The organism is Pseudoalteromonas caenipelagi, assembly GCF_013140855.1.
In the GTDB taxonomy this organism is placed as follows: domain Bacteria; phylum Pseudomonadota; class Gammaproteobacteria; order Enterobacterales; family Alteromonadaceae; genus Pseudoalteromonas; species Pseudoalteromonas caenipelagi.
In genome coordinates, this window is record NZ_JABBPG010000002.1 from 139,896 (window position 1) to 161,621 (window position 21,726).

Annotated in this window: 34 protein-coding genes, 1 other RNA gene and 1 pseudogene; 28 read left to right on the forward strand and 8 right to left on the reverse strand. The window is 44.7% G+C overall.

The genetic code is table 11. The features are described 5' to 3' along the window. Window position 1: 1 nt before the first annotated feature. From HG263_RS05315 to HG263_RS05355, 9 genes and pseudogenes are all read left to right on the forward strand, one after another. Window positions 2–712 carry an AAA family ATPase gene (locus HG263_RS05315; RefSeq protein WP_171625039.1) on the forward strand — a complete coding sequence of 237 codons (711 nt, stop codon included), beginning with the start codon at window positions 2–4 and terminating at the stop codon, window positions 710–712. Window positions 713–723: 11 nt separating this feature from the next. Next, window positions 724–915: pseudogene (locus tag HG263_RS22755) on the forward strand (HU family DNA-binding protein); the annotation flags it as partial. 80 nt (window positions 916–995) lie between these two features. Beyond that, window positions 996–1,063, forward strand: an RNA gene (locus HG263_RS05325) — hammerhead ribozyme type II. Window positions 1,064–1,079: 16 nt separating this feature from the next. Beyond that, window positions 1,080–1,544, forward strand: a complete 465-nt coding sequence (locus HG263_RS05330) for a hypothetical protein (protein ID WP_171625040.1) — start codon at window positions 1,080–1,082, stop codon at window positions 1,542–1,544. 16 nt (window positions 1,545–1,560) lie between these two features. Then, the gene (locus tag HG263_RS05335; RefSeq protein ID WP_171625041.1) at window positions 1,561–1,833 is read left to right on the forward strand and encodes a hypothetical protein; all 273 of its coding nucleotides are present in this window, start codon (window positions 1,561–1,563) and stop codon (window positions 1,831–1,833) included. After that, window positions 1,830–2,105, forward strand: coding sequence for an HU family DNA-binding protein (locus HG263_RS05340; RefSeq protein ID WP_171625042.1), 276 nt, complete (start codon window positions 1,830–1,832; stop codon window positions 2,103–2,105). The genes HG263_RS05335 and HG263_RS05340 overlap by 4 nt, the downstream gene beginning before the upstream one ends. Window positions 2,106–2,157: 52 nt before the next feature. Beyond that, the gene (locus HG263_RS05345; RefSeq protein ID WP_171625043.1) at window positions 2,158–2,595 is read left to right on the forward strand and encodes a phage protein GemA/Gp16 family protein; all 438 of its coding nucleotides are present in this window, start codon (window positions 2,158–2,160) and stop codon (window positions 2,593–2,595) included. Next, window positions 2,592–2,945, forward strand: a complete 354-nt coding sequence (locus HG263_RS05350; RefSeq protein WP_171625044.1) for a hypothetical protein — start codon at window positions 2,592–2,594, stop codon at window positions 2,943–2,945. The genes HG263_RS05345 and HG263_RS05350 overlap by 4 nt, the downstream gene beginning before the upstream one ends. Continuing rightward, the gene (locus HG263_RS05355) at window positions 2,933–3,181 is read left to right on the forward strand and encodes a hypothetical protein (protein WP_171625045.1); all 249 of its coding nucleotides are present in this window, start codon (window positions 2,933–2,935) and stop codon (window positions 3,179–3,181) included. The genes HG263_RS05350 and HG263_RS05355 overlap by 13 nt, the downstream gene beginning before the upstream one ends. Before the next feature lie 196 nt (window positions 3,182–3,377). On the opposite strand, the gene HG263_RS05360 is transcribed toward HG263_RS05355, so the two are convergent. After that, the gene (locus HG263_RS05360; protein WP_171625046.1) at window positions 3,378–3,881 is read right to left on the reverse strand and encodes a hypothetical protein; all 504 of its coding nucleotides are present in this window, start codon (window positions 3,879–3,881) and stop codon (window positions 3,378–3,380) included. A gap of 131 nt (window positions 3,882–4,012) precedes the next feature. Here HG263_RS05360 and HG263_RS05365 point away from each other — a divergent pair, with 131 nt between their 5' ends. Continuing rightward, window positions 4,013–4,273: a hypothetical protein gene (locus tag HG263_RS05365; protein WP_171625047.1), complete on the forward strand. Its 261-nt coding sequence runs from the start codon at window positions 4,013–4,015 to the stop codon at window positions 4,271–4,273. Here HG263_RS05365 and HG263_RS05370 read toward each other — a convergent pair whose 3' ends face one another. The 7 genes from HG263_RS05370 to HG263_RS05400 are packed head-to-tail and all read right to left on the reverse strand — an operon-like array spanning window position 4,274 to window position 8,854. After that, window positions 4,274–5,398 (reverse strand): baseplate J/gp47 family protein, encoded by a 1,125-nt coding sequence (locus HG263_RS05370; protein WP_171625048.1) that lies wholly within the window; start codon window positions 5,396–5,398, stop codon window positions 4,274–4,276. It lies immediately after the preceding gene. Window positions 5,399–5,401: 3 nt separating this feature from the next. Next, window positions 5,402–6,382 carry a phage late control D family protein gene (locus tag HG263_RS05375; RefSeq protein WP_171625049.1) on the reverse strand — a complete coding sequence of 327 codons (981 nt, stop codon included), beginning with the start codon at window positions 6,380–6,382 and terminating at the stop codon, window positions 5,402–5,404. Continuing rightward, window positions 6,370–6,594: a tail protein X gene (locus tag HG263_RS05380; RefSeq protein WP_171625050.1), complete on the reverse strand. Its 225-nt coding sequence runs from the start codon at window positions 6,592–6,594 to the stop codon at window positions 6,370–6,372. The genes HG263_RS05375 and HG263_RS05380 overlap by 13 nt, the downstream gene beginning before the upstream one ends. Further along, entirely contained in the window at window positions 6,591–6,965 is a 375-nt protein-coding gene (locus tag HG263_RS05385) for a phage tail protein (protein ID WP_171625051.1), read from the reverse strand. The genes HG263_RS05380 and HG263_RS05385 overlap by 4 nt, the downstream gene beginning before the upstream one ends. A gap of 4 nt (window positions 6,966–6,969) precedes the next feature. Then, a complete protein-coding gene (locus HG263_RS05390) occupies window positions 6,970–7,503 on the reverse strand; it encodes a hypothetical protein (RefSeq protein WP_171625052.1) in 534 nt (177 codons plus the stop codon). Continuing rightward, entirely contained in the window at window positions 7,500–8,240 is a 741-nt protein-coding gene (locus HG263_RS05395; protein ID WP_171625053.1) for a DNA-methyltransferase, read from the reverse strand. Before HG263_RS05395 ends, HG263_RS05390 begins: the two co-directional genes overlap by 4 nt. Continuing rightward, window positions 8,237–8,854, reverse strand: a complete 618-nt coding sequence (locus HG263_RS05400; RefSeq protein ID WP_171625054.1) for a phage virion morphogenesis protein — start codon at window positions 8,852–8,854, stop codon at window positions 8,237–8,239. The genes HG263_RS05395 and HG263_RS05400 overlap by 4 nt, the downstream gene beginning before the upstream one ends. Window positions 8,855–8,975: 121 nt before the next feature. On the opposite strand from HG263_RS05400, the gene HG263_RS05405 reads away from it, so the two are divergent. From HG263_RS05405 to HG263_RS05490, 18 genes are all read left to right on the forward strand, one after another. Continuing rightward, window positions 8,976–9,485, forward strand: a complete 510-nt coding sequence (locus HG263_RS05405) for a glycoside hydrolase family protein (RefSeq protein WP_171625055.1) — start codon at window positions 8,976–8,978, stop codon at window positions 9,483–9,485. Continuing rightward, window positions 9,478–9,633 carry a hypothetical protein gene (locus HG263_RS05410; protein WP_171625056.1) on the forward strand — a complete coding sequence of 52 codons (156 nt, stop codon included), beginning with the start codon at window positions 9,478–9,480 and terminating at the stop codon, window positions 9,631–9,633. Before HG263_RS05405 ends, HG263_RS05410 begins: the two co-directional genes overlap by 8 nt. Beyond that, window positions 9,630–9,851 (forward strand): hypothetical protein, encoded by a 222-nt coding sequence (locus tag HG263_RS05415; protein ID WP_171625057.1) that lies wholly within the window; start codon window positions 9,630–9,632, stop codon window positions 9,849–9,851. The genes HG263_RS05410 and HG263_RS05415 overlap by 4 nt, the downstream gene beginning before the upstream one ends. Window positions 9,852–9,854: 3 nt before the next feature. Next, entirely contained in the window at window positions 9,855–10,376 is a 522-nt protein-coding gene (locus HG263_RS05420; RefSeq protein WP_171625058.1) for a phage protein Gp27 family protein, read from the forward strand. A 2-nt stretch (window positions 10,377–10,378) separates the two neighbouring features. Beyond that, a complete protein-coding gene (gene terL, locus HG263_RS05425) occupies window positions 10,379–11,986 on the forward strand; it encodes a phage terminase large subunit (RefSeq protein ID WP_171625059.1) in 1,608 nt (535 codons plus the stop codon). Further along, window positions 11,986–12,600 carry a phage baseplate assembly protein V gene (locus HG263_RS05430; protein ID WP_171625060.1) on the forward strand — a complete coding sequence of 205 codons (615 nt, stop codon included), beginning with the start codon at window positions 11,986–11,988 and terminating at the stop codon, window positions 12,598–12,600. Before terL ends, HG263_RS05430 begins: the two co-directional genes overlap by 1 nt. A gap of 101 nt (window positions 12,601–12,701) precedes the next feature. Continuing rightward, window positions 12,702–13,037 carry a GPW/gp25 family protein gene (locus tag HG263_RS05435; protein ID WP_171625061.1) on the forward strand — a complete coding sequence of 112 codons (336 nt, stop codon included), beginning with the start codon at window positions 12,702–12,704 and terminating at the stop codon, window positions 13,035–13,037. 74 nt (window positions 13,038–13,111) lie between these two features. Further along, a complete protein-coding gene (locus tag HG263_RS05440) occupies window positions 13,112–14,293 on the forward strand; it encodes a phage tail sheath protein (protein ID WP_171625062.1) in 1,182 nt (393 codons plus the stop codon). 1 nt (window position 14,294) lies between these two features. After that, window positions 14,295–14,777: a phage major tail tube protein gene (locus HG263_RS05445; protein WP_171625063.1), complete on the forward strand. Its 483-nt coding sequence runs from the start codon at window positions 14,295–14,297 to the stop codon at window positions 14,775–14,777. Beyond that, window positions 14,777–15,697: a hypothetical protein gene (locus HG263_RS05450; protein ID WP_171625064.1), complete on the forward strand. Its 921-nt coding sequence runs from the start codon at window positions 14,777–14,779 to the stop codon at window positions 15,695–15,697. The genes HG263_RS05445 and HG263_RS05450 overlap by 1 nt, the downstream gene beginning before the upstream one ends. Window positions 15,698–15,703: 6 nt before the next feature. Beyond that, window positions 15,704–16,045, forward strand: a complete 342-nt coding sequence (locus HG263_RS05455) for a hypothetical protein (protein ID WP_171625065.1) — start codon at window positions 15,704–15,706, stop codon at window positions 16,043–16,045. A gap of 28 nt (window positions 16,046–16,073) precedes the next feature. Continuing rightward, window positions 16,074–16,298, forward strand: a complete 225-nt coding sequence (locus tag HG263_RS05460) for a hypothetical protein (RefSeq protein ID WP_171625066.1) — start codon at window positions 16,074–16,076, stop codon at window positions 16,296–16,298. Window positions 16,299–16,310: 12 nt separating this feature from the next. Next, the gene (locus HG263_RS05465; protein WP_171625067.1) at window positions 16,311–17,336 is read left to right on the forward strand and encodes a major capsid protein; all 1,026 of its coding nucleotides are present in this window, start codon (window positions 16,311–16,313) and stop codon (window positions 17,334–17,336) included. Beyond that, window positions 17,333–17,740: a hypothetical protein gene (locus HG263_RS05470; RefSeq protein ID WP_171625068.1), complete on the forward strand. Its 408-nt coding sequence runs from the start codon at window positions 17,333–17,335 to the stop codon at window positions 17,738–17,740. The genes HG263_RS05465 and HG263_RS05470 overlap by 4 nt, the downstream gene beginning before the upstream one ends. Further along, window positions 17,706–18,788 (forward strand): phage portal protein family protein, encoded by a 1,083-nt coding sequence (locus HG263_RS05475; RefSeq protein WP_171625069.1) that lies wholly within the window; start codon window positions 17,706–17,708, stop codon window positions 18,786–18,788. Before HG263_RS05470 ends, HG263_RS05475 begins: the two co-directional genes overlap by 35 nt. After that, a complete protein-coding gene (locus tag HG263_RS05480; RefSeq protein WP_171625070.1) occupies window positions 18,788–20,098 on the forward strand; it encodes a phage head morphogenesis protein in 1,311 nt (436 codons plus the stop codon). Before HG263_RS05475 ends, HG263_RS05480 begins: the two co-directional genes overlap by 1 nt. Window positions 20,099–20,111: 13 nt before the next feature. Continuing rightward, on the forward strand, window positions 20,112–20,342 hold the full coding sequence (locus HG263_RS05485) for a hypothetical protein (protein WP_171625071.1): 231 nt from the start codon (window positions 20,112–20,114) through the stop codon (window positions 20,340–20,342). A gap of 114 nt (window positions 20,343–20,456) precedes the next feature. Beyond that, window positions 20,457–21,713: a PIN-like domain-containing protein gene (locus tag HG263_RS05490; RefSeq protein WP_171625072.1), complete on the forward strand. Its 1,257-nt coding sequence runs from the start codon at window positions 20,457–20,459 to the stop codon at window positions 21,711–21,713. Window positions 21,714–21,726: the final 13 nt, after the last annotated feature.

Sequence of the window (21,726 nt, forward strand, 5' to 3'; positions counted from 1 at the left end):
CATGACAATTGAAACCAATGATATAAAACGCGCGGTGCAGTTGGTAAATACCACTGCAAAAGCCGATGAACGGGTTGGTCGAATAATTGGCAACCCAGGAACAGGTAAGACAACCATCACTAAATATCTAGAACGAGAAATGGGCGCTGTTCGCGTGGCCCCGTGGAAGGATATCAGTGCAAAAGCTCTGTTGCAGCTTGTCTGTCGAGGAATAGGTATACACGTAGGAATGCTGTCAAAAGACAACTTAATATTGCGACTCAGCGAGTTCTTACGAGGTCAAAACATGGTTGTGGTTATCGACGAGTGCAATCACTTGAATTGGAAGCATTTAGAGTTACTACGTTATCTATCGGATGAATGTGAGGCCACACTAATCTTATCTGGCACCAAATTATTTGAAGAACAGTTCACATGTGGCCGTAGTTCAATTTATTTGGAGCAGCTTACTGGGCGCATTGGCACTAAACAGCTTGCTTTGTCTCCAATGAACGTGAAAGAGATTGCAGGCTATGTTCTCAAACCTAACTTTAATCATGAAATATCAAAAGAGTTGGCCAAGCACTTCTACCAATATACCCAGCGTGGAAATTGGCGGATTGCAAACGCCCTGGTGGTTCAATGCGCGCGAATTGTGCGTGAAGGCGAACTTAGCGAATTAACAGAAGAAGTGATCAGTACAGCGGCAAGCACATTAGGGAGCATCAAATGAACTTCTTACAAATGGTTTCTGAAATTACAAACAAGTCAGGTGTAAATGAAAACGACGTAAAACGAGTTTTAGAGTCTCTGACTTCAACTTTGGGTGAGTGCTACGCAAAAGATGAGCCGTTAGTGTGGCCTCAAATTGGAACATTTCATGTTAGACACGTACCAGCTCGTAAAGGCCCAGCTGGTAGAAGCTCAACTAATGCTTATGTTTCAGGCCACTCTGTTTATTGTTTTCAAGCTAGCAGTGCAATGAAAGCGGAAGTAAGCGCAATCCGAAACAAACAAAGCGAAACCTCTGAATAAACCAGAGGTCTGCCGGGTGTGGTTGCCCGGTACTGATGAGCAGCCAAACTACAGGAGACTAAATTATGACTGCACAAGCTATTTTCGACCCTTCTAAAGCCGAGGTGGTAGTTATAACCGGCAAAGGAAAAAACCAAACAGAAAAACGCGCAGGCTCAAAGCTTGTTGGCTTAACGAAAAATGGTTGGGATTTAAAAGTACAAATTGAAAACCTACAAACAAAGCTAAAAGAAGTGAACGAACAAATTATTGATATTGCGGGGGTTGGCGTATCTGTTGTGATCAAAGGTGTTAGCCGTGCTTCAACAAGTGAAACAGCGCGCTACAACATTACAGATGCTGACTCACTAAAAGAGGCGTTAGGCGAACGTTTTGACGATTTAACAAGTGTCGATATCAAACACAAGACAACGCCGAAACTCAAAGAGATCTGCAATACACCTGAGCATGAGCTATGTGATTCGGTGAGAGCTTGTGTCTCTGTTGATTACTCTACAAGTGTCCGCTGGACCGCTGAAAAACCTGCTTGAAAATAAGGGATCTATTATGGCTTGTGATTGTTTAAACACCTTACTTAAAAGCGCTACTGAACGTGTTGCAAAAAGAAACCCACGTATTTTAACGGGAACACTCAAGTTGAACTGGTCAAATATTTCTTTTCAAGGGAATTTGATTATTCCTATAGAGACGACTTACAAAAAAGCTAAAGCGGATGGCAAGCCATACAAGAACCCAACGACTGAACACATTTATATGGTTCCAACATTTTGCCCATTTTGTGGCACTAAAACATCAACGAAAGAACAGGAAAAATCATGAACAAAGCACAACTTATTCAACAAGTATCAGAAGGCGCAGGCATTAAACTAAAAGATGCTGAAGCGTCGCTAAATGCAATTATTGGCGCTGTAACTGAGTCACTTAAACAAGGTGAACCGGTAGCCCTAGTAGGGTTTGGTACTTTCGAAGTAACGGAACGAGCTGAACGCACAGGCCGTAACCCGCAGACTGGAGAGGCGATCCAAATTGCAGCAGCTAAAGTGCCTAAGTTCAAAGCAGGAAAAGCGTTAAAAGACGCGGTTAACAGTTAGACAAATTGAGTACCTCAGGGGGCTTCGGCCCCTTTTTAAGATTGGAGTTGTTATGCAAATTAACAGAAATGCTTATTACGGCCTGATCCACAAAGGTGCGGCAAGTTTGCTTGGTTTAAACCAAATGTTGCCAGACGATGCTGACGCGGTTTATAGGCATTGGCTAAAGCAACGTACAAGCAAAACTAGTTGCAAAGACTTAACCGATGCCCAGCTAAAGGCGCTTAAAAATTTGTTAGAAGCCAAAGGCGCGTTACCGAAACCTGTTGCAAAGGCACAGCAGCAAACGAGACAGAATAACAACCCTACAAACAAGCAATATAAAAAACTGACCGCAGTCGTTAAGTCAAAGGGTTGGTCGGGTTTAGGTGCCCCAGAGTTAGCTGGTTTTATACAACGCACAACGCAGCAGCAATGTGTATCAGTCTATCAGCTAGATAGACGCCAAATGTCAAACGTGATCACCGGGTTGGAGAAGTGGAAAGTATGAAAGATTCAGCAGAAAAGTTAAAAGATAAGTACGGCTCTTTAGCCAAACTCGCGAATAAATGCGGCATGGATAGAACCACTATATACAGAGTACTAAACGGCACGTACACGGGTGATATAGCGCCACATATTGAAAAAATTAATGCACAGCTTAATGCTGATCATTTGGACTTCCAACTTGATTTAGAGTCACTATCACGGCTCACAATCCCCCGCAATATTGTAAGCAGAGTCGAAGCGCTCAAAGGCACAGTTCAAACCATCACTAACCACTGTCCAGAGCACACACGCGAGCTGTTACAACTGGTTGTATTTGAACTAGAGGATATTTATCAGCTATGCAACAACTAAACAACCATGCGATAGTTAGCCCTCAATCAGTGGAAGATGTTGAGGTAATTTTAAAAAGTCATTGGCCTGAAGGTTGGATACCTGTAAGCGAGTTTTTTGAAAAGTTTGGTATTGGTCGGATTGACCAAAACGTGATCAAGTCGGAACTTGGTTGCGTTGATGTATTTAAGCTCGTTGATGTCGCTGATCTCATTTGGGATAGATCGAACTATGGCGCAGCAGACTCTGCAAACTAATTTGGTGCCAGCCAGCAAGCACGTTGTTGGTTGTGCTCGAACCCGACGCTCTAAAATCAAAGAGCTACATTTTTTCGCTTGCCGCTTTCACGGCTGGTATGTGTTTGTTGAAAGTGCCCATAACCCCCAGCCCCCAAAGTCTGGGGACCAGTTAGAACTAGATTTTTAACTTTCCAGACTCACTCAACATTAACAATTAACGTTTTAACGCCTCAGCTAACTTATTCGTTTTATCCTGGCTTGATTTACTCGTACCAACATAAAATTGCACACATGCGACCCAACATGTTTGTAACGTACCCAACATAAACATGGCGAGGTGCTGCCGCTCTGTTGACAGATCAATAATCAAAATTGCTGTCATAGCTCCAAAAAATCCGACGGTTAGTAATAGAGTTAACACGGCTGGCATATTAGATTTAGTCAGCACTTGCATCATTCTCGCATCACGTTTATCCGCAAAATATAGCTGATCATGGGTAATCCCAAGTTCCTTCATCTTAACCGAAAAATCGTACTCGGCTTGTTGTAATGCGGCGATGTCTGCGTCTGTAGGTTGTTTTAAACGATGTTCCACTTGTGCATCATCATCATCACCAAAAGCCAATTTAATAACCTGACTTGCAAGCCCTGCGTATGGGCCACCAATCGCTGTTACTAGCGTTGGGGCAACATCTTTGAATGTATCTAGTAGTTTCATTGCGTCCTCCTTTTACACAAAGTCTATGCAAAAGTTAAAAAACGCTTTGCTGTACAGCAGCCTAAATTTTTCAGCTCAAATAGAATGAAACGACAAAACGACGAAATGTAACCGACATTATGGGGGAATGTATGAGCTTAGTATTTCACAGGGTCACTGAGGGGGAATTTGTGAGGTTGTTTGAAACTGGTGTTATGCGTAAGTTTATAGCACAACAAAGCAGCCAACGAAACAAATACCATTTAATCGGTATCGCGCCAGAAACTCGAACAGCTTATACAATCCGCCACGGTCGAGTTGACGAACTGCGTACATGGCGGTTGGATAATCTCGGGCAGTGGTTAGCAGCGAAAAAAGTCACGAGCTGGGAAGTTCAAAACAAACCAAGCTAGCTAACGCGCCGCTTCATCTACAATTGCGCTAGTAATTGTTACGCCAGTACAAACCGGAAATTGATCATTAGAGAGTTGCTGAAACCCAAGCGTTGTAGTTGCTCTGTATACACCCGGTAGCGACTGGCAAGCTGTGATCAATTGCTCAGGAACTATGTCCCGTCCAAGTTGATTACGCCAATCATCCACTATCGTTTCTACTTTTGCTTTAGCGCTTTGCTCGCTTGGGTCCGTCATTGTCGCTTGATTGCGGTAAAACTGCAGCACTATCTCCACACTAAAATTAACAGCGCTAGGCAATTTTAATGTAACCCTGTCACCCACTGGGCGCACCTTTTTATCACTGATTGTATTCATGATCAGTTGTTGCATAGCATCGTCTGGAATTTGCCCACCGCGTAGTAGCGCAATCACTTCAACTTCACTGGGTGCTGGGCTTGTTACCTTTGCATCAACGATATTTTGATGGGCTGAACGAGTATAAAAAATATAACTGTCCTCAGAGCCTGCGGTCGAGAATTTAGCGGGGGCCAGTTGTAAACGTACTCGGTATGCATCATCCGATTCTGGTGCTATCCCACCAGATGACGTATCAATGTTGCTGACAGATTGTACGTATGCCAGCGGCTGAGTGAGCTGGTTGATCTCACCAGGTAAAAACCCATTGCCACCAGTACCGGCGGTGCTGCACATCAAAATGGCATCTACTTGGTTTTGACTCGGCATCACAGTAATTGCGGCTTGTGTTACAAAAATGGTTTTATTGTCGCTTGCGCGTACTTCTGTACCACTTGGCATCGTAAATGGCTGTGCATGACCATTGCATTTAAATACCGCTCGCACTAATGCTGAGGCTGCTGGTAATCTTGGCGTTGCCATAAATTGACCATATTGATCTAGTCGTTCGCCTACAGCAAAAGCCAGCAAGTTTTGTAATGACTCATAGTTGATCTGTTGGCGTAATAAATCGCCCTCATAAGCGACTTGTTCAAGCAAGAATGTTTCTGGGTATGTTTGCGCTGGGTATGTCCCTGTGCCTGCTTGATATTGCTGTTTTAACCTGGCTAGACGCTCTTGAAAAGTGGTGTTGTCTAGCTCAGGTGCCTGTAGTAATGAGATATCCACGACTTACTCCTTTACTTTTAAGTTGATTCGGGTCGTCCAACCGGTTGTGCTGTTTAGCGTTGTTGTAACTTTCTCAGCTAGCCAGTTCTCAGGCAGTTTTCCCGCATTGTTCAGTTTAATAGTCGAACCTGCATCTATGGTTGAACCAGTCAGAGTTACGGTACCAGTGCCTCCGGCGGCTTTATTTTGCGCTTTTAACTGTGTCAGGCATTTATGCTGTGCATCACTGATATCATTAGCAATATCATAAAGCTTTAGTGTCTTATCGCCTGGTATTCCGTCAGCGGTCTCGGTATGTGTGATCAGTTTTTTTTGCTGTGTATCATAAAACTGTATCGTCGCTTTGGCGTAGGCTTTGCGCGGGTTTATCTCAAAACTGGCCGCTTTTAAACGCGGATCTTGTTTTATATCGATAGCGACATCTGTAACAGGTGGTTTGGATAGAAACAGCAACAGGTCGCCTTTGATTGCATAGTAATAACCATACTGTTTGCTGAGCCGCTGTAATAGTTGGTGTGCTGATTCTTGGCGCATGTCTAACCGCTTCAGATTTTGGTCTTGGCCATCAACATTTGGATTAAGCCCCGTTTCACCTGCTAATGTGCCAACCACGGCATGCAATGAAGTATTGGCAAATGCGCGGCTTTGCACTTTCTCCAATGCGTCACGGTTAATTTCCTGTGCAAGTGCTGATACCACGAATACACTGGGGTTAAACCGAGGGGCTACTTTATCAATTGCGTATTTTCCCAGTGCCCAGCGGCCACTATCAGAGATGATCACCGGCTCAATTAAATCGCCATAGTCAGGGAACCACTCGTTATTAAATCGCCCATCTTTGTTGTTTAGGCGCAATGTTATTTCATCTCGACCACCCTCGATTGAATCAGTAAACGTAAACTCTTCAACAAATGCGCTTAGATCTTCGCTTACATCTTGGCCTGCCCAGGTTAACGCTAATTTGGGTTGTTTTAGCGTCGCCATGGTGCCGTTCCTACGGTTTGTTGTGGTATTTGCTGGATGCTAGGTAAATTAATTTTGAGCCCAGCTATCAACGTAGTTGCATAGCGCGTTGAGGGGAGCAATTGAGGATTTGCGGCAATAATACTGTTCACCGTATCCATATCGGAGCGGCCCAGCGTACGCACCGCAAGCTGATCCCAGCGCTCCCCATCTCTACTAACTGTGCTATTCATGGGCGAACCTCTACTAAGTTAACAGTGAGCTTAATCACGCGCGTGTGGCCTTCGGGGGATGTGTTGAGCAAATCTTTTTTTATCTCACGGATTGCAAATTGACCAACTTGTTTACCGCCAATCACCAATGGTGCGTAGGTGCCTATGCTTGCTGCGTCGCTCAACTGGCCATAAATACTATCGGGATCACAATAACGGCTGTTTAGCGTCCACGACATAATGGTCGAATGCTCGTCTTCACCCATAAATTCATGGCTTGGGTATCTATTAATAAGCGCATGAGCAACCAATCGATATTGCTGTGTGCTCGTGAGCTTGTCTGGACTCGATGTTGTTTCAAAAATGATTGCGCCCCAGCTCCCCCAAATCATAAATTTACTCCACGATTAGGTCGTTATCGCCACTTGATAACGTGATACGCTGTAAGGTCGGTGGTGTATGATGGCGCAGTACTCGTATACATAGCTCCATTTGCCAGTCTTCACGGTATAAAAACAACTTGTCGTCTTCTAAGCTGGCAAATTCGCCTTTTACTTTTTTAATGTTGTTAACGCGCCCATATTCAGATAGCGACAGCCCCGTATCTAACGTTATTGGTGCGGTACATTGTGTTTTAATGTCGTTATCCTGGTGCATAAACTCAGCAACGCGAATAGACAAAGCGAGTGCCTTATCCGTTAAAATCAGCTTTTCGTTACCGCCTTCAATACGCCAGCTAAACACAATTTTTATCTGTGCCTCGTAGGGTACGTCTGTTTGCTCTAAGCTCTGCGCTAGCGGGTTTAGGGTAAGTTCTCCTGGTAAAAGTCTAAAGTGGCTTTTAGATCCTGCTTTGCTGGGCTCTATAACACCAGGCATATTCAACAGCTCAGTTAGCTGTTGTTTGAGATGGTCTAGATGTTCATTCATGCAGCATCCTCGTTTACGCCCAACCGTTCACATGCAACAGCAAAGTTATCCGCAGTTATTTCAACACCTACAAATGGGTTTCTTCCCTTACACGCAACACCTGTGGAACCAGACCCCATAAATGGATCGAGTATGATTTTACCCGGTGGAACTATTTCGACTAAATCTCTCATTAATTCGACTGGCTTCCCTGCGATATGGTATTTCCCGCCTTTCATTGGAGAATGTGTAAAACAACCTGGTAATGCGGGTCTCGTTTTGGCACCTGCATCGAGTGGCCCTTTAGTGCCCCAAGCCACATACTCGCACTGTGCCCTAAATTGTCCTTTTTGAGGGCGCGACGCTTTGGTTTTATCCCATGGCACAATGCCACGTTGAATAAATCCGGCTGTTTGTAATGCTGTGCAAGTTAAAGGCAACTGCCGCCAATCGCTGAACAGCAGAACATATGCGCTAACTTCTAACGCCCTGTATGCTTCGGTCAACCACAAGTTCATCCAAGCCAGTTGACTAAACTGATCTCGGTTATCGCCTACAAATTCTGGGTAAAGGTCTTTAAATCCCGTGCCTTGATATTTAGCGCTAGTTTTTTGCACTCGGTCAGAACGATGAAGACCTCCAGAGCTATAAGGGTTATCTGTGATCAATGACCCTATACTTTCGCTCGGTAATGTCTGCAAAAAGTTCAGCGCTTCTCCATTAACTAATTTTTGTTCTTGGTTTTCTATGATTCTCATTTGGTTACTCCCGACATATAGCTTTTCACAAATTGTCTCAGCTCTAACTTTTGCGCTTTGGTTAGCCTCATAAATCGACGCGCAGGTACCACAACCTGCTTTTTACGATAGAACAGCAAATATGCTGGACGTTGCTTTTTACCGTTCTTGTCTAGTTTGGCTGGCAACTTTAGTCCGATCCCTTTCTGGCCAACTGGTGGCGTACCAAGCACTGAGCCACCGCGCCAGACGATTGACCAGCCCCGAGACTCCAGCGAGCTTAAAAAACCGCGAACGCCTCTAATATTTGTTTGTAGCTTCACCTGCCGTGTGGCTGGTATCGTCAACATCTTGGCCGTTTTCGGCTTAATCACTCCGCCGTTATTAAGTAATGGCGCATGAGCTTTATTGGTGCCCACCAATAACGAGTCATTACGAGTTGTATAGGCAATGCTTGCCCGTAATTCGCCCGTGTCCTTCAGTGGCCCTTTGTTGCCTTTCAAACGACGAGTTAATGCACTATTGCCAGGCTCGCTAAAATCACTGATCACCTGCTGCACACCAGCAACAACCAACGGCCCCAAAGCCTCAGGCAAACCATGCGCTAGTCGCTCAAATTTATGTAACGAACTCAAAAAATTTTTCATGCTGCAAGTGTGACAGATTGCTCCGCGCTGCTTTGCTGTACAGCAATGCGCGCACGTCGTAATAGCTAAACTGGCCAATAAGTTAATTACATGGTTACGAGGAAACCGGATGCGTATTTATCAATTACTAAAACGACATGAAGGACTGCGATTATCAGCGTATCAATGCAGCGCAGGTAAATGGACAATTGGTATAGGCCGAAACTTGGAAGACAATCCATTGTCTGTGGATGAAATCGACGCACTTTCATCAATGGGTGTGAAGTGCTGCGAACCAAAAGCGATGCGGCTTTCTGAAGAGAGCCAAGCGTATTACTTGCTCGCCAATGACATAGAGAAAATTAATGAAAAGCTACCAGAGATGTTTAGCAACTGGTCAGAGATCAGTTACACACGTCGTGATGTGCTGCGTGATATGGCATTTAATTTGGGACTAAGTGGCCTAGCGAACTTTACAAAAATGCGAGCGGCTATCGAGGCTGGAAATTGGGTCGACGCCACATTCGAAATGCTTAATTCTCGTTGGGCTCGGCAAGTTGGCGACTGTTTGGGGCAACGGGCTTACACACTAGCCAAAATGATGACATCCGATGAATATCCAGAGTGGACCCATGGATAACATGACCATGCTAGAAGCCACCATGTGGCAAATGTCATTACAACAGCCTGATACCACCTCAGAAGCAGAGCTAAAGAAAAAGGCTGAGTCATCAATTAAGCGCTGGAACGACCAGCGCAAAAAATTGAATTTAAAGGAATGGACATGATCAATAATTTAAATCTGTCAGAAACCATAAAGCTGTGTTTGAACGGAGGCGCAATCATTGCGGTTATTTATCTCAGTGGCCAGATTAAGGGTCTAACTGAAGTGCTCAAACAGACACAAGTACAAGTAGCGACTAAAGCAGGTCAGAAGGAACATGACGAACTTAAAGCGCGCGTGGATCAAATTTATTCTGATTTATATGCCCCAAAAGGAAATTGAGTCATGCCACCACGTCCAAAGCTTGAAATGTTGGGGTTGCTTGAACGGGTGATCCGCATGTACACGGAAGACAAGATGGAGATCCGTGTAATTGAGCAGGTTCTTAAGGCTGAGGGCTTTGACGTTAGTAAAAGCTCGATCCAGCGCTCACTCAAGAGCTATGAAGAAGTTGCAGCACAACACCAGCAAGTACTTGATGAAGCTAAACTACTCATGGAAACGGTCAAAAATACACCCAACACAGATATTTTTGAATCAGTGAATTCCATCATGGCTGGCAAGTTTTTGGAATTTGCTAAATCTATGGATGGTCTGGACTTTACGAGCCCTGAAAAGTTCATTGCTTCTCTGGCAGATTTATCACGTGCGCAAGCCAATCTGGGGCGATTGCGTATGGAATACGAGAAGGGATTTGAAGCTGCTAAATCAAAGTTCCTAAAAGAGCTTGCTGGGCAGCTTAAAAGTGAACCTGAGCTGCTGCAAAAATTACGTGAAATCGTCAGCCGGATTAGCGCAAAAGGTTAACTATGCTAGAAGAATTGTTGGCCGAAGCTGATCAGAACTACGATGAAGATATAGAACTGCGTCGCGCTGAACGACGACGCAAAGCCAAAGGCTCATTTGCTTATTTTTGTAAAACTTACCTACCACAAGCGTTCCCACTGGAATTTGCTGAGTATCAAACGGCATTAATTGATGTTGTCTCCAAACGTACACTTAGCGCGGAGCATGAACAATTGTTTAAGTCCGTAATCGCAAAAACGGATCATGATTTTATCAAGATGCCCAATCCCGGCGAGCAATTGGAAGCCGTGCTTGATATAGAGCCGCGAGACCATGGTAAAACCACCCGCAACACGCAGGCTCTGCCACTTTGGATTGCACTGAACTTCCCCGGTGAATTTCCCGTGTTATGTGCCGCGTCTAAAGACTCCGCAACGGATATGCTGGATGCAATAAAAAGCGCATTAGAAGACAACGATGCGATCATTGACGACTACGGAGTACAAAAAGTTAAGGGCAATACCTGGTCAAAGAAAAAGATCCAATTAGCTAACGGCTCAGCCATTGCGGCAGTCGGCGCAGGCCAAACACTGCGCGGTATAAAAAACAAGTTTCAACGCCCAACCCATGTTATTTGTGATGACTTGTTAAAAGATGATGAAGTCGAAAGTAGAACACAGCGAGACAAAATCTATAAATGGTTTAAGCGCGTTATTTTAAACCTTGGTAAAGGCGCGTTAACCATCATCGCTAACACCATTATGCACCCGGATGATTTACCCTCAAGATTGCTCAATGAAATAGCTGAAGGACAACTCGAAAACTGGTTAGGTCTGCGCTTTTCTGCTGTTGTTCCCAATGAAAATGGTGATGCGCTGCAACATAAAGACATCAATGAGCATATAACACCGCTGTGGCCAGAGCGCTGGTCAGTCCGTGACATTATTAAAAAAGCGCGCGATTTGGGGTCGTCCATATTTAGCACTGAATGGCTTAACCAGCCATTGTCAGATGAAGAACGAAAATTTCACGAGGAATGGATCGAGTACTACGCCCAGCTCCCCATCGATGTCATGCGCCGGTTGAAAATTATTATGGCCGTAGACCCAGCAACGGGCACCAAAGACGGAGATTTTAGTGCCATTGTTGTGGTGGGCTATGACCCAGAAACCGGCGTTTATTATGTGCTGTATGCGTGGATTGAGCGAAAGTCTGACTTGCAATTGGCTTACAAAATCATAGAAGTATTCAAAGTGTGGAAACCTAAAACGATTTGGTTTGAAGATGTGGTCTTTCAAAAGATCTATAAAAAAATGGTTGCCAGAGAAGCCGCAAAAATGTCGATTCGACTGCCGTTAAAGAGCTTTAAAGGGGGTAATAAAGACCTACGTATCCAGAGTCTTGCCCCTTATATCGAAAATGGTGTTTTACAGTTTAAAGAAGAGCAAACACGTTTAGTTCAGCAAATCCTAAATTACCCCAAGGATCACGACGACGGACCAGACGCGCTAGAAATGTGCATCTCAAAATTGGAAAACAGCGGCGGCTTTGTCGGGGGGTCAACCGTTGGCCACGCCGCTGTGCGTACCATCGCGCAAAAAATCAGCGCATTCACCGGAGGGTATCGGTAATGTTAGATAGGCTCATCAAACTAGCACAGCGTATTACCGATATTCAGTCTCGTCTGGAACGTCTGCTGGCCTGCGGTGAGGTCGTTGATTTAGACCCCGTTGGCCATCGAGTAAAACTCGTGTTGCCAGGACACGATAACGTGCAAACCGATTGGCTACCTGTAATTAGTCGCCGTGCATTAGGTGTACAAATTTACACTATACCCAAGATGGGCGAACAATGCTGGGCGCTATTCGTTCCATTCAGTGGGATGGAACGCGGCGTGGTATTAGGTGCCACTTACAACGACACAGACACACCACCAATAGACAACCCCGCTCAAACCTGGATGCAGTTTGAAGACGGCACAACATTTCATTATGACCAAGATCAGCACCACTGCGAGCTGAATATGCCAGCGGGTACACTCGTTATTACCGCACCGCACACCACGATTAATGGTGATGTACAGGTCAACGGCAATACAATAATGGACGGCACATTAGATACAACCGGCAATATTCACAGCGATGCAGAGGTGTCAGACGCGGTTCGTGCTATGTCTGGTGATAGAGATATTTACAATACTCATGACCACGATAAAAGTGTGCCACCACCTGCTAAAACACAATAACGCCTGTAAAGCGATTTACGGGTTTAAAAATGTGGATTAGTGCCATTGGGTTATTAAAGTGATGTGCATCAAAATTAAGATAGGTTCAGGAGCAATTTGATATGTATGCGATGCGTTTAAACGGCCAGTCTCGCCACAGCGATATCATCGACGATATTAACCAAAGTATTGATGTGATTTTAACTACTCCTAAAGGTAGTCGCATTGCTGATCATAAATTTGGCTGTGCGCTGTGGGACTTTTTAGACCAACCCATGACTGCCATGCCTCGGCTCATTGCTGAAGTAACCGCCGCTATCAATCAATATGAGACCAGGATAACGCTAACGAGCATAGAACCCGATATTAGCCAAGCGGCCAATGGCCGTTTACACATCAAGCTCAACTACATACTTAATGGCCAACAGTACGACTACCAACTCACTGTTAACCGCTAAGCGTTTGCTGTACAGCAAAGTTAAAATTTTAAAAAGCTTATTCTCACTCCTAGTTAACCGACTAGGAGATCACTATGTCACTACAAAAAGGGATTGAGATCATTGAAACGATTTCAGGCCCAATCCCAATTAACGAAGTTGCGAGCGCTATTATCGCCGTGGTTGGCACGGCGGATATGGGCGACCTAGATGCAATCAAAATAGTACGAACCGCTGATGAAGCTGAAGCGCTGTACGGCACCAATGGCACGTTGGGTGAAGCGTTCGATGCGATATATGACCATGTACAAACATTAACGGTTGTCGCAATACGTGTTGCTGAAGATGGCACCGAATCTACCCAAATCGCCAATGTGGTTGCGGGGCTAAAACGTATTGAAGACGCTTACGGCGAGTATGGCTTATTCCCGAAGATTATCATTGCCCCCGGATTTAGCCATAAAATTGGTGTGGGTGCTGAGATGATAGCCATTGGCAATAAAATTGGTGCTGTGTCTGTGATTGATGCGCCAGAAACTGCCACACCAGAGCAAGCGGTCACATTTAAAGGTGCGTTTAGCGATTACCGCGCAATCGTTACTTATCCGCGCGTAAAAACCCTCAATAATGCGGGGCAAGTCGTAGCGACTTGGTTGTCGGCACGTTATGCGGCATTGATGGCCCAAGTAGACAAAAACCAAACGGGTGAACCACACCACACCGGGTATTGGTGTAGTCCGTCAAACTACGTTTTAAAAGGGGTTGTTGGGGTTGAACGCTCGATTCAGTACAACCCACGCGATAACGACAATGCGCTAAATTACCTAGCAGGCCAAGGTATTGTTTCTGTGTTAAATGATGGCTCAGGCTTTAGAGCTTGGGGAAATCGTTCAACTGCATTCCCATCAAAATCAGATTCACTCACCTTTATTCCTTGGCGCAGAACCATGGATATCATCGAGGAATCGATCCAGTTTTTTACGCGTCAGTTCTTGGATAAACCCATGTTTACTCGTCCCAACGATTTAGCCACATCCATGATTGGGCAAATCGAGTTAAGCGTAAACGACTTTTTGCGCTCTAAAGTGGGCACGGCTTTGGTGTACGGAAAGTGTGAACTGCGCATTGAGGACAACCCACTTATCAACCTGGCAAACGGCAAGGTTAAATATCATATCCAAGCCACTCCACCTGTGCCCATTGAGCACGTTACATATGAAGCAGAGGTCTATGTGCCTGGGCTTGAAATCGCGTTAAATCAATTATTAGGAGGCTAACATGGCGGCTGTAAACTGGCGTAGAAATCGTGTGTTAATCGGTGGTACTGACTATGTGGGTCGACTGGAATCTGGCGAACTCGAGATTAAGCGCGAAATGGTCGAGCTAAAAGGTATGGGAATGCCAGGCACGGCAAAAGTACCGAACGGCAATTTTGAAGCGGTCACAAGCAAACTCAAGTTCAATAACATCGCCCCCAGTGACTGGCGAAAAGTCATCAATAACGATGGTTACATTGATGTTGTGTTTGCTGGTGAATGCCAAGCGCTGGACTCAAAAAGCGGCCTGACATTTGACAACGTTGCTAACACCACAATTCGTGGTTGGTCTGAAACCATACCAGGACAAAACCCCAACGATGAGGGCAAGTCTGAATTTGAGCTCACTATCAATGTGCAGTTTATTGAGATGAAAGACAGCGGCGGTACTGTGCTACTCATTGACCTAGCTAATGGGCTGGTTGAACCCAAGGAGCTGGCGTAATGCGAGTCCGTAAGCTGCGTTTAGTTACACCTGGCAAGCAAGCGAATGGCCAGGTTGTAACAAGTGAACATCTAAAGCAAGTCGTTAAGAACTATAAGGCGGAAACAAGGCCCCCCATTACTTTAGGACACCCAGAAAAGGGAGCTGATCAAGTGCCTGCGTTTGGTAGGGCCAGCGATCTAGAAATAGATGAGCAAGGGGCACTGGTTCTCAACATAAACTATACGCCTGAGCTTGAAAAGCGTGAGGATGCAGGCGAATTTGAAGGGTTCAGTGCCGGAATCCCCCCACACCCGGAAACGGGCGAGTATTACTTACATCATGTAGCAGCCTGTGGCCAACTGCCACCGGCTGCTGACACCAAAACACTGGAGCTAGTCGAACTGAGCACCACCACGGACGACATCATTTATCTAGCTGCTGAAATAATCAAAGAGGAAATCGACGTGACCAAAGAAGAACTAGCGGCGTTGCTGGATGAAAAGCTAACGCCAATCACAAAAAAAGTGGACGCGCTAGAAGCGAAGGTCTACAAAGGACAAGATCTGGACGACCCCAAAAAGGACAATGTGAGCGGACAGCAAGGCACGGATGCCACTACCGATAAACCAAGTAAAGAGCTGTCTGCCGTATTGGATACTGTCAAAGCGGATCGCATTGCCAATATTACCACCACTGCACAAGGCAAGGGTTTAAGCGATGACCAACTTAAGCCGCTACTTGGCCGATTAAACAACGCAGAAGCTGTCGAGCTGGCAGATAACAGCGCTGATGGCCTGTACCAATCAACCATGGCTTTTATTAATGGACTAGACAGCAAATCACAAAGTAACGCAGGTCTGCTAGATAACCTGGAGCTTTCAAACCCTGGCGATAACGGTCAAGCCTTTGAGCTAAGCGACTTGGCCAACAAACTTTAGGAGCGAATGATGACCACATTTAACTTAGGCAGTGTTGCTATTACACAGAAAAGTATTGTTGAACCAAGCCACCCGCCGATTATTCGTAATCGCCGTTTTGCAACCGGTAAAGGGGTTATTCCTGCTGGCACCGTTGTAGCAGAAAACGGCGCTGATTTAGTCACTTGGGATGGTACTAACGGCACCATCGAAGGGGTTGCGACTGAAAACGTAGATACTGATAACGCTGAAACGGGACCAGTCATTGAGCACGGTGTTGCAGTTCGTGAACACGTACTCGTGAACAGTAATGCAATTACACCAGCACAGGAATTGAAACTCAAAGCTGCGGGTATTTGGTTAAGTTAACCCCGGCCCACTCATTAAGGAGAACACCATGTCAAATGAAGCCAATCAAAAAGCAGCTCGCGAAGGGTTTAGCACCGCATACAACGGCCTTTTAACAAGCGTCAGTAAGTTGGGCGGCAATGCTTACAATCTGCTGCACAGTGAGCACAGAGACGAACTGCTGAAAAATGTGCAAACCTCGCTCACTGAATTAAAAAAAGCCGGTGTTGCGTTTGATGAAGCGCTAAAGCCTGCGTCTACAAAAGATAAGTAAGGGTAATAAGCTATGATCCATATTTCAAACACCATTAAAACCGTTCAAGGGTTTTTAACTCCACAGCACATAGCTCAGCGTATCGCTAAGCAAAAGCCCGTGAGTCAGACTATCAGAAACTGGTTATTTAATAATGCAGTACAGCACCAACTGGCTCATATAGCCACCTCTGAGTTGCAGTCTGTGATTCAAAACGTGCCAGTTGTCCGTCGAGGAACAGCAGCGTATAACATCGGCAGCAACGGCCAATCACTGGAGTTGATCGAGCCTCAGGGTATCGACATGATCGATGCGTTAACAGCGACAGATCTAAACAATATGCGGCTGCTAACTACATCTTCAATTCAACAAATGGTCGATACAAAGACAGATCGCATGATGAAGATTGTCACTAAATCATCTGAAGCATTATGCGCCCAGGCGTTAACAGGCCAGATTGCATATCCAATGAAAACAGATTCAGGTATGGATACCTACGAAATCACATTTGGTGAAACATTGACGCACACACCTACTACTAAATGGGACGCATCAGATGCATCAGTCACTAAGATTTTCACAGATCTTAGCGACATGAAATCAGCCATTGAAGAGCAAGGTTTTGGCACAAAAGTCGAGTTCAAAGCGGGTAAGAAAGCATATTCGGCTTTGCTTGCTATAGCTGAAAAGGCCAGCAACAAAATCATCAAGGTCGAAATTAAAGAAAACACTATCTATATCGGTGGTATTGCGGTGACCATGGAAAGTGGCACGTACATTGGGGCAAATAAAGCTGTCACTAAAAAGGTCCAGGATCATAAAATTGTGGCCGCTGATGTTGAAGCCGGTCATGGTTTCTGGTGGCTGGCATTAGATGACATTGAGGCTGGGCTGGTTGCATTGCCGTTTTTTCCAAGCCAAGAAATCATTAAAAACCCAAGTCAAATGAACATCATTGGGCGCTCTAAACCGCTCCCCGGTCCGGTCGTTAAGTCCATTTGCTGGGCTGACGTTGTAGCGGAACCTGCGCCGGAACCTGCACCGGAATCTACGCCATGACATTAGATGAGATCAAAGCCCTGGTCTCAACTGAGGCTGTGCAGAGCAGCCTCGATAGTCAACTGTTTGAGACTCTTACGTATGACTCACCGGATAAGGTGCCACTTGCAATCAATAAGGCGGCTACTTGGGTGTATTCGAAGCTGATCGCAGGTAAGGCTCAAAATAACGACTTTAATAACGATGAACGGGCGTTGCTTAGCGAGGCGTTAAGCAAAATGGCTATTTACGAACTGTATAGCCTGTGTGAGTTTGAAGGGACAGGTGAAGAAAAACGTAAAGATGCCTATGTGATCCTTAATGCTTTATTAGGTATGCAAAGCGATGAGCAAGCCGTTAAAAAGTCCAGCAAAATAAGTGTACATCAAGATGCAAAACTCTCTTACAACCCCTTTAGATTCTAATAACCCATTAATTGGTTACTACCCGCAACCTGGGCAAATTTACGATGTGCCCACGTTTAATAGTTACTGGGGTGCTATCCATACTATGTTGCAAGACGATCAGGTAATCGCCTCGTTGGATTTACGCAAAAGCCGGGCATTAGCAAAACCCACTATTTGGGTTGGTGATGAACGGGCCATTGCGCTGATTAAAGATGTGCTCGCTAATCTCACATTTACCCAAGACCAAAAAGATGGCTTGAGCGCTTTGGAGCTCGGCTTTAACCCTTGCGAAATTCAATGGGGTAATGCGGGGGCTGACTGGTGGGTCGACTCCATAGAAAAGCGCGCACCGGAAAAGTTTCGCATTGGCCAACGCGGTGAGCTGCTATACAGCAATCAAAGCTATGAGTTTAAAGCAGTGCCAGATAAAAAAGTCATTCTGTTCACGCGCAATGCCACCCGTGAAAACCCATATGGTGAAACTGTTTTAAAAAGCTGTTATCCACACTGGGAAATGAAATGGGGAGCCATCGCTCAAATGGCCAGATTGGGTGATAAATACAGTATTCCACCTGTAATCGCGTTAGCAGAAACTGAAGACCAAACAGAGTTAGATCGGATCAGTGCAGCCCTCGCAGGATTGGAAAGCGCAACAGGCATCGCGTTGTCTGGGGTTAAATCTATCGAATCGCTAAAAGTAACGGGCAAATTAGAAGAAATTGAAAAAACAATTGAGGCTAAAAACAAGGCTATATCAAAAGTGATCACTGGGCAGACGTTGGCACAAGGCGAGAGCAAATACGGTACGCAAGCACTAGGTAAAGTACACGAGAATACCCTTGAAGCCTATGCAATAGAGGATATCAAGCTACTACTTAACCGGCTAAACAAAACCCTGTTTCGCTGGATATTAGAGCTCAACGGCTATGGTCATTTAAAAGCACAGCTATTATTTGATGAGCAGACATACAAAGATGCACAAACACCCAAACAAACAAAACAGTCGTTGCAACTCAGTAACCCAGGAACCGACTACACCGACCCCACACTAAATCTGTATTTATAATGGACGATCTATTATTAGCCGATGCAGTGCTGCTGCAACAAATGATTGATTTAGAGGGGCAGTACGCGCGGCACAGTGCTCGTATTCTCCAAGATGAAATTACAGCACGGTTTACCAAACGCGCACCATTAGGCCAGACACACGCTAAGGGGTTTGCTCAAATGTATGCTTCAGCTATGGCTCTGGCCTGGCTGTACGGCAACTACCACATATATAAGCAGAGTAAGAGTCCAGACCCAATTGAACTTAGCAACTCTATATATGAATATGAAGTGCCATTTGTTGAGGCAGAAGACTATCTACGTGCTCAAGTGCCCATAAGTAAAGGTGAGTACACAGAGCTGGAGGCTAATTTAAAATTCCGCGCCTTCACAATAGCCAAAGTAAGCCAGGAAGCGGTCATCGTCAAAATTAAGGATATGTACCAAGCTCAGCTAAAAGAAGGTCATAGCCCTGAATACTTGCTGCAAAACCTGAATCAACTGCTCGATGCAGCCGGAGTAACAGAGGCTAACCCTGGTTGGTTACACACGCACTATCGCAACAACATGATGGCGGCGTATAACGCTGGGCGCTGGGCCCAGATAGAACAAAACGAATACATAGAGTTTTTGATTTACAACGCCATTCTAGATGGTCACACAACGGAGCTATGCAAAAAGCTACACGGTACAGTTAAGCCCAAAAGAGATAAGTTCTGGAATACCTTTCACCCAACCAATCATCATGGTTGCCGTTCCATTGTTACCGCAGCAACCCGAGAGCAGCTAAAACAGCGTAAAATCACCCCAAGCGGCATTAAAACAGCCGATATTTACCAAAATCAGACCGCAAAGCGTGAACACCAGTTCAAAGCACACCCCGGAGCCGCGCTAAAAACTATCCCAAATTCACTGGCTATGCGTTCAATTCAATATGAATTAGGTCCAGCGATACTCAAATACAGTGCTAGCAGCAGTCGCGGATTTTTTTCGACCCGAATGCAGGATTTAACAAAATCCAAATTAAGCAAAGCGGCCATCAACCACGCTATAGAACGCCGCTCTTGGTTAGCTGATTTAGTCGACAAGGCGCAAGCGGCTATCAATGAGCCTGATGAAGCTTGGCTGGCATTCAGCCCCCGAAAAAACGGTGAGTTTGACGCATCTATTGTGGTCATTCAGTGGCAAGAGAAAGCAAAACAAGCTGGCATGGCGGTAGGCTTTAGAGCGTTTGCTGGCGGAGCCCATACGTTTTACACTATTACTAAGGATAAGTACGAGGCTCTAAAGCAACATGGCGCACAGCAAATATACATCAAAGATAAGTGAAGAGTCGCTAAGCATGGCACTAACACTGCTGCTAGAGCCAGACAATTGGGCGGATGAGCGCGACGGCCTTGCTATGCTCGACAACCTCTACAGCCAAAATCAGATCACAGATAGCCAGTTAAAACGGTTGGCTAATCAACTCAAAAGCAAAGCACTACTCTATATAAGCAAAGAAGAGCTGAGCCAGCGCCCTGAGCTAAATCACTTTTGGTGGTATCAGCCGTGGGAGCGTATTACAGATTAGTTTTCCAAAACTGCCTAAATCAAAGGAAGTAACCTTTTGTTTAAACCCATATAACTCTTGTTTACTTTTTTCGACAAGATAAACTGTAAAAAAATCTTTAATTGGTGAAACATTATGAAAGATCTCTTTCCTGGATACTTTAAAGAAGATATAGAGAATCTACGCGAAATTTGGGACTCTTCACTTTTTGTATTCGACGCAAATATTCTCCTTAACCTTTATCGTTATTCTGAAGTTACAAGGACTGAGCTACTACGTATTTTCGAAAAGTTAGGAGATAGGGTGTGGCTGTCAAACAGGACTGCCGAAGAGTATCTCGTTAATCGAACAAAAGTAATATCGGATCAGGAAAGGTCTTATGAGGAAACTATCAGAGCTATTGAAAAATTGAAAGAATCATTGAAAAACTCTCGACAACACCCTTTTGTTAACTCGGATACTATGGACGAAGCTAACAGTGTTTTTGAAAAGTTATGTATCGAACTAAGCGATAATAAATCAGTACATACAGCACGTATAAGCAATGATGAGATAAAAGACTCTATTGCCCATATCTTCGATAATAAAGTAGGTCCAACATACGATGATAAACGCTTAAAGCAACTAATAATTGAGGGAGAAGAAAGATATAAAGAAAAAGTACCTCCTGGTTTTAAAGATTCATCTAAAGCAAAAGACGTAAGTTCACTTCGAGAACAGTGCAGAGTATACGGTGATTATATTTTTTGGTCACAAGTCATAGATAAAGCAAACGAAATAGAGCAAAACATTGTTTTGATTACCGATGATGCAAAAGAGGACTGGTGGCAAAAGTTTCAGGGAAAGACTTTGGGCCCCCATCCAGACCTTGTAAAAGAGTTTAGAAATAAGACAAATAAATCACTATACATGTATCAAGCCGCTCGTTTTCTTGAGCTTGCAAAAGAGAACTTAGGCGAAAATGTGAGCAGTGAAATAGTGGACGAAGTGCGAGAAACAAGAAGCGAAATTGGACGACGATTTAAAGTCAATTGGCGAAGTTTGGCAAATGCAACTGCCGATATGGATTTTATCCTAGAAGAAGATTTGAGAATACGTAAAGAGCAAATTGAGTCTGAAATAAATAAACTTAATGCAACTAGAAATGACTTACAAGAGGCGTTATTCAAGGCATTGAAAGCTAAAACGAGTGGAGCATTAACAATACCTGACACAATGATTGAGGAATTCAAGGTACGGATTTCAAACGTTGAACTATCTCTAAGAGAGAAACGTGATTTATTATCAACATTCGAAGTAAGTGTCGAAAAAATACGAAAGCAGCGGTACAATGAATTTATGAGATATATAAGTGATAACCCAATACCGCCACCGCCAAATAAGACTGATTAAGTAAGTCTTTTGT

What these genes read in the sequence shown, in the direction of transcription:
- HG263_RS05315 (WP_171625039.1), top strand. Translation starts at nt 2, where the DNA reads ATGACAATTGAAACCAATGATATAAAACGCGCGGTGCAGTTGGTAAAT.
- HG263_RS05330 (WP_171625040.1), top strand. Translation starts at nt 1,080, where the DNA reads ATGACTGCACAAGCTATTTTCGACCCTTCTAAAGCCGAGGTGGTAGTT.
- HG263_RS05335 (WP_171625041.1), top strand. Translation starts at nt 1,561, where the DNA reads ATGGCTTGTGATTGTTTAAACACCTTACTTAAAAGCGCTACTGAACGT.
- HG263_RS05340 (WP_171625042.1), top strand. Translation starts at nt 1,830, where the DNA reads ATGAACAAAGCACAACTTATTCAACAAGTATCAGAAGGCGCAGGCATT.
- HG263_RS05345 (WP_171625043.1), top strand. Translation starts at nt 2,158, where the DNA reads ATGCAAATTAACAGAAATGCTTATTACGGCCTGATCCACAAAGGTGCG.
- HG263_RS05350 (WP_171625044.1), top strand. Translation starts at nt 2,592, where the DNA reads ATGAAAGATTCAGCAGAAAAGTTAAAAGATAAGTACGGCTCTTTAGCC.
- HG263_RS05355 (WP_171625045.1), top strand. Translation starts at nt 2,933, where the DNA reads ATGCAACAACTAAACAACCATGCGATAGTTAGCCCTCAATCAGTGGAA.
- HG263_RS05360 (WP_171625046.1), bottom strand. Translation starts at nt 3,881, where the DNA reads ATGAAACTACTAGATACATTCAAAGATGTTGCCCCAACGCTAGTAACA.
- HG263_RS05365 (WP_171625047.1), top strand. Translation starts at nt 4,013, where the DNA reads ATGAGCTTAGTATTTCACAGGGTCACTGAGGGGGAATTTGTGAGGTTG.
- HG263_RS05375 (WP_171625049.1), bottom strand. Translation starts at nt 6,382, where the DNA reads ATGGCGACGCTAAAACAACCCAAATTAGCGTTAACCTGGGCAGGCCAA.
- HG263_RS05380 (WP_171625050.1), bottom strand. Translation starts at nt 6,594, where the DNA reads ATGAATAGCACAGTTAGTAGAGATGGGGAGCGCTGGGATCAGCTTGCG.
- HG263_RS05385 (WP_171625051.1), bottom strand. Translation starts at nt 6,965, where the DNA reads ATGATTTGGGGGAGCTGGGGCGCAATCATTTTTGAAACAACATCGAGT.
- HG263_RS05390 (WP_171625052.1), bottom strand. Translation starts at nt 7,503, where the DNA reads ATGAATGAACATCTAGACCATCTCAAACAACAGCTAACTGAGCTGTTG.
- HG263_RS05395 (WP_171625053.1), bottom strand. Translation starts at nt 8,240, where the DNA reads ATGAGAATCATAGAAAACCAAGAACAAAAATTAGTTAATGGAGAAGCG.
- HG263_RS05405 (WP_171625055.1), top strand. Translation starts at nt 8,976, where the DNA reads ATGCGTATTTATCAATTACTAAAACGACATGAAGGACTGCGATTATCA.
- HG263_RS05410 (WP_171625056.1), top strand. Translation starts at nt 9,478, where the DNA reads ATGGATAACATGACCATGCTAGAAGCCACCATGTGGCAAATGTCATTA.
- HG263_RS05415 (WP_171625057.1), top strand. Translation starts at nt 9,630, where the DNA reads ATGATCAATAATTTAAATCTGTCAGAAACCATAAAGCTGTGTTTGAAC.
- HG263_RS05420 (WP_171625058.1), top strand. Translation starts at nt 9,855, where the DNA reads ATGCCACCACGTCCAAAGCTTGAAATGTTGGGGTTGCTTGAACGGGTG.
- terL (WP_171625059.1), top strand. Translation starts at nt 10,379, where the DNA reads ATGCTAGAAGAATTGTTGGCCGAAGCTGATCAGAACTACGATGAAGAT.
- HG263_RS05430 (WP_171625060.1), top strand. Translation starts at nt 11,986, where the DNA reads ATGTTAGATAGGCTCATCAAACTAGCACAGCGTATTACCGATATTCAG.
- HG263_RS05435 (WP_171625061.1), top strand. Translation starts at nt 12,702, where the DNA reads ATGTATGCGATGCGTTTAAACGGCCAGTCTCGCCACAGCGATATCATC.
- HG263_RS05440 (WP_171625062.1), top strand. Translation starts at nt 13,112, where the DNA reads ATGTCACTACAAAAAGGGATTGAGATCATTGAAACGATTTCAGGCCCA.
- HG263_RS05445 (WP_171625063.1), top strand. Translation starts at nt 14,295, where the DNA reads ATGGCGGCTGTAAACTGGCGTAGAAATCGTGTGTTAATCGGTGGTACT.
- HG263_RS05450 (WP_171625064.1), top strand. Translation starts at nt 14,777, where the DNA reads ATGCGAGTCCGTAAGCTGCGTTTAGTTACACCTGGCAAGCAAGCGAAT.
- HG263_RS05455 (WP_171625065.1), top strand. Translation starts at nt 15,704, where the DNA reads ATGATGACCACATTTAACTTAGGCAGTGTTGCTATTACACAGAAAAGT.
- HG263_RS05460 (WP_171625066.1), top strand. Translation starts at nt 16,074, where the DNA reads ATGTCAAATGAAGCCAATCAAAAAGCAGCTCGCGAAGGGTTTAGCACC.
- HG263_RS05465 (WP_171625067.1), top strand. Translation starts at nt 16,311, where the DNA reads ATGATCCATATTTCAAACACCATTAAAACCGTTCAAGGGTTTTTAACT.
- HG263_RS05470 (WP_171625068.1), top strand. Translation starts at nt 17,333, where the DNA reads ATGACATTAGATGAGATCAAAGCCCTGGTCTCAACTGAGGCTGTGCAG.
- HG263_RS05475 (WP_171625069.1), top strand. Translation starts at nt 17,706, where the DNA reads ATGCAAAACTCTCTTACAACCCCTTTAGATTCTAATAACCCATTAATT.
- HG263_RS05480 (WP_171625070.1), top strand. Translation starts at nt 18,788, where the DNA reads ATGGACGATCTATTATTAGCCGATGCAGTGCTGCTGCAACAAATGATT.
- HG263_RS05485 (WP_171625071.1), top strand. Translation starts at nt 20,112, where the DNA reads ATGGCACTAACACTGCTGCTAGAGCCAGACAATTGGGCGGATGAGCGC.
- HG263_RS05490 (WP_171625072.1), top strand. Translation starts at nt 20,457, where the DNA reads ATGAAAGATCTCTTTCCTGGATACTTTAAAGAAGATATAGAGAATCTA.